General features: G+C 61.6%; 5 protein-coding genes. 1 reads left to right on the top strand and 4 read right to left on the bottom strand.

All coding sequences use genetic code 11. The features are described 5' to 3' along the window. Positions 1–65: 65 nt before the first annotated feature. The 4 genes from uvrA to RMO81_RS08635 all read right to left on the bottom strand — a co-directional run bounded on the left by uvrA (position 66) and on the right by RMO81_RS08635 (position 4,894). A complete protein-coding gene (gene uvrA, locus RMO81_RS08650) occupies positions 66–2,942 on the bottom strand; it encodes an excinuclease ABC subunit UvrA (protein ID WP_310475425.1) in 2,877 nt (958 codons plus the stop codon). Positions 2,943–3,155: 213 nt separating this feature from the next. After that, on the bottom strand, positions 3,156–3,569 hold the full coding sequence (locus RMO81_RS08645) for a hypothetical protein (protein ID WP_310475424.1): 414 nt from the start codon (positions 3,567–3,569) through the stop codon (positions 3,156–3,158). A gap of 93 nt (positions 3,570–3,662) precedes the next feature. Continuing rightward, positions 3,663–4,019 carry a hypothetical protein gene (locus RMO81_RS08640; RefSeq protein WP_310475423.1) on the bottom strand — a complete coding sequence of 119 codons (357 nt, stop codon included), beginning with the start codon at positions 4,017–4,019 and terminating at the stop codon, positions 3,663–3,665. A gap of 95 nt (positions 4,020–4,114) precedes the next feature. Continuing rightward, positions 4,115–4,894 (bottom strand): helix-turn-helix transcriptional regulator, encoded by a 780-nt coding sequence (locus tag RMO81_RS08635; protein ID WP_310475422.1) that lies wholly within the window; start codon positions 4,892–4,894, stop codon positions 4,115–4,117. 361 nt (positions 4,895–5,255) lie between these two features. Here RMO81_RS08635 and RMO81_RS08630 point away from each other — a divergent pair. Then, a partial coding sequence (locus RMO81_RS08630; RefSeq protein WP_310475421.1) for a carboxyl transferase domain-containing protein occupies positions 5,256–5,672 on the top strand: 417 nt, incomplete at its 3' end.

The following is a 5,672-nucleotide window of genomic DNA, read 5'->3' as shown; positions in this document are numbered from 1 at the left end:
AAAAACCTTCGACTAACGATTCTGACTCGGTCATCTAGCGTTTCTCCTATTTACTTTGGGAACCTTCATTCTGCCGCCTCGATGCTGGGGGCGCGGCGCTTGAGGATTTCCTTTAGGTAGTGGCCGGTGTAGCTGCGTTTTTCGCGGGCTACGTCTTCGGGGGTGCCGATGGCGACGACTTCGCCGCCGGCGTCGCCGCCTTCGGGGCCCATGTCGATGAGCCAGTCGGCGGTTTTGATGACCTCAAGATTATGTTCGATGACGACGACGGTGTTGCCCTGGTTGACCAGTTCGTGCAGCACTTCGAGGAGCTTCTTCACGTCGTGGAAGTGCAGGCCGGTTGTCGGCTCGTCTAGGAGATAGAGCGTGCGGCCGGTGGCGCGCTTGGAGAGTTCCTTGGCGAGTTTCACACGCTGTGCCTCACCGCCTGAGAGCGTGGTGGCCTGCTGGCCGACCTTGATGTAGCTGAGGCCGACGCGCTCCAGCGTATCCATCTTGTCGCGCACCGACGGCACGGCGCGGAAGAATTCGGCGGCTTCCGAGACAGTCATATCGAGGACATCGGCGATGGACTTGTCCTTGAACTTGATGTCGAGGGTTTCGCGGTTGTAGCGCTTGCCGTGGCAGGCGTCGCAGGTGACATAGACATCGGGCAGGAAGTGCATTTCGATCTTGATGACGCCATCACCCTGGCAGGTTTCGCAGCGTCCGCCCTTGACGTTGAAGCTGAACCGGCCCGGCCCGTAGCCCCGCGCCTTCGACTCCGGCAGGCCCGCGAACCAGTCGCGGATCGGCCCGAAAGCGCCCGTGTAGGTCGCAGGGTTGGAGCGCGGGGTGCGGCCGATGGGGGATTGATCGATGTCGATCACCTTGTCGAGATGGGACAGGCCATCGAGGCCATCGTGCGGGGCGGCGAGCACACGGGCGCCGTTCAGTTCGCGCGCGGCGGCGTTGTAGAGCGTATCGATGGTGAAGGTGGATTTGCCGCTGCCCGAAACGCCGGTGATGCAGGTGAAGGTGCCGAGCGGGATGGAGGCTGTTACGCCCTGCAGATTGTTGCCGCGGGCGTTTTTCACCGTGTGTTTCTTGCCGGTGCCCTTGCGGCGCTTGGCCGGCACGGGGATGGAGCGGCGGCCTGACAGATAGGCGCCGGTGATGCTGGTCGGGCTGTCCAGGATGTCCTGCAGGCTGCCGGCCGCGACGACGTGGCCGCCGTGGACGCCGGCGCCGGGGCCCATATCGACGACATAATCGGCGAGGCGGATGGCGTCTTCATCATGTTCCACCACCAGCACGGTATTGCCCAGATCGCGCAGGCGTTTCAGCGTGGTGAGCAGACGATCATTGTCGCGCTGGTGCAGGCCGATCGACGGTTCATCGAGCACATAGAGCACGCCGGACAGGCCGGAACCGATCTGGGAGGCGAGGCGGATGCGCTGGGATTCGCCGCCCGACAGCGTGCCGGATTTGCGATCGAGGTTGAGATAATCAAGGCCGACATTGTCGAGGAAGCCGAGGCGTTCGGTGATTTCCTTGAGGATGCGATCACCGATGGCGCGTTGCTTGGGCGTGAGATGATCGGCGACGCCGCGCGCCCATGCCAACGCCTGACCGACGGGGCGGCGAACGGCGGTGGAGATGGTTTCGCCGGCGATCTTGACGCTGAGCGCTTCGGGGCGGAGGCGATCGCCGTGGCAGACTTCGCAAGGGGAGGGGGACTGGTAACGCTCCAGCTCCTCACGCATCATGGCGCTTTCGGTGTTGAGGCGTTTTTCGAGGTTGCGGACGACGCCTTCAAAGGTTTTGACGACCTCATAAGCCTTGCGCCCATCTTCAAAGCGCAGCGGGATGGCGCGGCTGCCGGTGCCATAGAGCACGGCCCGGGCAGCTTCATCCGACAAGTCGGACCATTTGCTTTTCAGCGTGAAGCCATAGGCGCGGCCGATGCTGGCGAGGACCTGCAGATAATAGGGTGAGGGCGGGTTGGATTTGGCCCAGGGGGCGACGGCGCCCTTTTCCAGCGTGAGCGCGTGGTTGGGGACGATCAGATCGGGATCGAAATGCTGCTTTTCGCCCAGGCCGTCGCAGGCCGGGCAGGCACCTTGCGGGGCGTTGAAGGAGAACAGCCGCGGCTCGATTTCGGAAATGGTGAAGCCGGAAACCGGGCAGGCGAATTTTTCGGAGAAAAGGATGCGGCGTTCCTGTTCGGGCGCATCGGCGGCGGCATCGGCCAGTTCCACGAAGGCGATACCTTCGGCCAGTTTCAGCGCGGTTTCAAAGCTTTCGGCGAGGCGGGATTCAAGGCCTTCCTTCACCGCCAGCCGGTCCACCACCACGTCGATGTCGTGCTTGTATTTCTTGTCGAGCGCCGGCGCTTCCTCGATGGCGTAGAATTCGCCGTCGATCTTCACGCGGGTGAAGCCGTCCTTCTGCAGCTGGGCGAGTTCCTTGCGATACTCACCCTTGCGGCCGCGCACGATGGGGGCAAGCAGATAGAGGCGGGTGGCTTCCGGCAGCGCCATGACGCGATCGACCATCTGGGAGACGGTCTGCGCCGTGATCGGCAGGCCGGTGGCGGGGCTGTAGGGGATGCCGACACGCGCCCACAGCAGGCGCATGTAATCATAAATCTCGGTGACGGTGGCGACGGTGGAGCGCGGGTTCTTGCTGGTGGTTTTCTGTTCGATGGAGATGGCCGGGGACAGACCCTCGATATGATCCACGTCAGGTTTGGACATCATCTCCAGGAACTGGCGGGCGTAGGCGGAGAGTGATTCCACATAGCGCCGCTGGCCCTCGGCATAGATGGTATCGAATGCCAGACTGGACTTGCCAGAGCCGGACAGGCCGGTGATCACCGTGAGCGCGTTCTTGGGCAGATCGACGTCGACGCCCTTGAGATTATGCTCCCGCGCGCCGCGCACCTGGATATGGTTCAACATGAGCCCGTGTGTTCCACATTTGTTCAGGCCGTGCAAGCCGGCTTGGTCGGGGTTACGAGGCGGACGAACCTAGGGCAAGGGTTCGGGCAGGAGCAGCACTGTCGCAGGGCTGTGCAACATGTGACACGGCAGAACCACCCCCGATCAAGCCAGGGGTGGCCGTGCCATGCGAAGCTCTACCAGAAGTTGATAGAGCGAAGAAAGAACAGTGGCTTACAGCCCTGCCAACCGTCGGTTGCGGCCTTCCAGCCACGTACCGGCGAGCAGTGCAGCAATCACCGCGTAGGACCAGAAAATCAGGCCGACAGCATAGGCCCAAGCCATGCCGCCATCCGCATCCGTAAGACTGCCGACATGCACAAGCAGGCCAACCAGCTGGAAGGCAGTGGCATACATGGGCCAGAAGCGATCACTGGTCAGCGCCAGCGCCAGTAGGCCGAGCAGCAGACCGAAGTCCACGGCCAGCACGCCATATTCCATATTCTGGTATTCGGCAGTGATCATGCGGGTGGCCAGCGTGGCGGCCAGGAAGCCGATCGCGGCCAGTTGTTCGTCACGGCCGCCAAACCCGAAGGCCAGCAACGCCGCAGCGACAACGGTAACTACAGCAAGAATTTCAAGAAACATCGTCCATACTCCAGACGAGAAGCGGAGGCAGATGCATTGGCACCTGCAACCAAGTTTCAGATGAAAAGGGCCTGCGCCCAGATCATGCCGTTGTTAGGCCGCGATGTTGAGATGGCGGCGCGGGGCGACAGTCTCGTCGAGGCTGGCCTGTTCCGGCGGGCAGTTACCCATGAAGTTCACGGCATCGAGGCCGATCTGGGTCTGTGCGGCACGCAGGGCAGCGTGGGTGGCGATGATGCGCGCACGGGCCAGAACCAGCTGCTGGCAGGTTTCCATGGCGCCCATCAGAGCGTCCTGACCGATGCAGGCGGCCAGATTGGCTTCCTGGGCGGCCATCGGCATTACGGCGGTGAGCTGGGCCACAGCCGACACAGCGGCATTGATGGCGGCTTCGGCGGCGAACAGCTGCTCAGCAACTTTGTTCGCGGCGATACGGCGTTCTTTCAGCATAGCACAATCCTTTTGGAGAAAAGAACTGGCGGCTGATACGCGCAGCCAGTTGGTTAGACGCCCTTCCGGACGCCACGCAACTGGTTCCGGAAGGTCTAAATAAGGGTCTTCAAGGCAGCCAAAGCAGCAAGGATGCCGCCAAAGCTCAGCGCAGAGGCCATTGCGATCCCCATGATCCAGCCAAGTCTGTGGCCGATTCCGAGATCATTCTTCTGGCCCCACGGCCGTGTCTGGTGAAACGGTGTGGAGTGGAATGGCCGGGCACCAATGCCAGGGTCGGGGGCTGCAATGCCCGGCCAGTCCGTTGCAAGCGTCGACGAGGCGACATTGCCTGATGGTGTACCGGGTTGGGCGAGGGAGCCACCTGATAGACCAACATCCAGCCTGCCAGAGGTCGAGTGCAGCGTCCTTGCGAGGGATCCATGTTCTAGCCGATTGGGGTCGCTGGAACGATTGGAAGCTGCACCCGGTTCCTGAGAAGCCGGTGCCCCAATCGTCGCTGATTTCGCGTCAGCAGCAATATCCGAAGCTTGGTATATCAATTCCTGATACGCATCGGCGGCCGTTTCACTGGTCACAGGCTGGGCGATACCAAGGAGAATTTCGGTGTGAACGAGGGCGCGGGCTGCCTCGATCCGGTTGGTGACCTCAAGCTTGCGTATGGCCTGGCGCAGCCGCATATCAACGGTGTGCGGCGACACACCGAGCTGGCGCGCGATGTCTTTGCTGGTCATGTGCTGGAAAACGAGGCGCAGGCAATCACGCTCCGCGTCGGTCAGTAGCGTCACGCGCTGATTGCGCGGGCTGTCAGGTTCTTGCCGTGTTGCCACAATAGAACACAGTGACGGGAAGGCGGCAAAGTCAAGCGCTGCCACGCCGGCACCCCCCAAATATTTGACGTTTCGACCACTCAACATAGCCGCGACCCCATGCGACGCTAAAAACCAAAGTGATTTATGAGCCTTTCCCCAAAGGGAAACAAGGCAAAACGCACCGGTCAATGGCGACGGATTGCCACAACAACGTAAACATAAACCATTTTGTAGGTATTTGGCAAGGTTTCTTGTGCTTTGACCTGAACCCATCCGCGCAAGCCCAACGAATCCCTTTTTGGGAGCGAATCACCCAATGATCGAATCAGGCCTGGCCAGCCTCTCCAAACATGGGCTTTTCGTTATCGGCAAGGCCTGCCACGATGGTGACTTATCAATGATTGAGATGAGGCTTGATAGGCGCATGGGCTGGGAATCAGAGATTGATGAGCTGGGTCGCCGCCGCCTTGCTGCGCATGGCATGGGCGGGCCGGAAAAACTTGCCCGACAGCGCGACCAAGGCAAGTTGAATGTACGAGAACGGCTGGCGGCGCTGGTCGATCCCGGCAGCTTCCACGAGGTGGGCGAGCTTTCCGGCTTTGCGCGCTATGACGATGCCGGTGAGATGACCGGGTTTCAGCCGGCCAATTTCCTGTTTGGCAACGCCACCATCGACGACCGCCCGGTGGTGGCCACCGCCGATGATTTCACCGTGCGCGGCGGGGCGGCCGATGCCAGCCTGCACCGCAAGCTGATCGCGGCCGAACAGTTGGCCAGCGAATATCGCCTGCCGCTGATCCGCATGATCGAAGGCACTGGCGGCGGCGGCAGCGTGCGCACG

This window comes from Sandarakinorhabdus sp., assembly GCF_031422795.1.
In the GTDB taxonomy this organism is placed as follows: domain Bacteria; phylum Pseudomonadota; class Alphaproteobacteria; order Sphingomonadales; family Sphingomonadaceae; genus Sandarakinorhabdus.
This window is presented reverse-complemented; position numbering and strand designations above follow the sequence as displayed.